At 64.8% G+C, this 951-nt stretch carries 1 protein-coding gene; it reads right to left on the reverse strand.

All coding sequences use genetic code 11. The annotated features are described in order from the left end of the window. On the reverse strand, nucleotides 1–951 hold a 951-nt coding region (locus EZI54_RS23920), incomplete at both ends, for an amino acid adenylation domain-containing protein (protein WP_131484344.1).

Genomic DNA, 951 nt, shown 5'->3' on the forward strand with positions numbered 1-951 from the left:
CCTCGATCTCGCCGGTCTCGATCCGGAAGCCCCGGATCTTCACCTGGAAGTCGTTACGGCCCAAATACTCGATGTTGCCGTCGGGCAAGTAGCGCCCGAGATCGCCTGTGCGGTACATCCGCGCGCCAGGCTCGGCACTGAACGGGTCCAGCACGAAGCGCTCCGCCGTCAGCTCCGGACGGTTCAGGTAGCCCCGCGCCACCCCCACGCCACCAATATGGATTTCTCCCGCCACGCCGATTGGCACCGGTTGGCCCTGATCATCCAGCAAGTACACCCGCATGTTGGCAATCGGGCGCCCAATGGGCAAAAGCCCCTCGTCGTCCGGACCACCGCAACGGATCGTGGCACACACCGTGGTCTCCGATGGACCATAGGCATTGTAATACCGGTGCCGAGCCGCCAGCGCGCGCGCCACACCGGGCGTACAGGGCTCCCCGGCCGTCTCCAGTGTCAAGCGCGGACACTCCCCGTCCAACCCCGCCACGGCGGACGGTGGCAAGACGGCGTGGGTGATGCCGTAACGCCGCAGCGTCGCCAGCAACGGCTCGCCCGGCTGTACGTCGACACGGGAGGCCAGGTACAGGCCGGCGCCACTGCACAGGGCCATCACGACTTCCGAAACACTGGCATCGAAACTTGACGACGCAAATTGCAGGACCCGACTGTCCGTGTCGACCTCATACAATTCGGTCTGAACCGCAGCCAGGTTACACAGACCGCGGTGATGGTTCATCACCCCCTTGGGCCGGCCGGTCGAGCCGGAGGTGTAGATCACGTAGGCCAGGTGCGCAGGCGTCAGGTTGCCTCGTTCGAGATTACTCTCGGAGCAGGACATCCAGGGCGCCGTATCATTGAGCGCGATCACCGGCCTATTCCCAGTTACCAGCTCCGGTACATCGCCGTGGACCAACACCGCCACCGGGGCACTGTCCTCCAGCATGTACGCCA

The organism is Marinobacter halodurans (assembly GCF_004327985.1).
GTDB classification, from domain to species: domain Bacteria; phylum Pseudomonadota; class Gammaproteobacteria; order Pseudomonadales; family Oleiphilaceae; genus Marinobacter_A; species Marinobacter_A halodurans.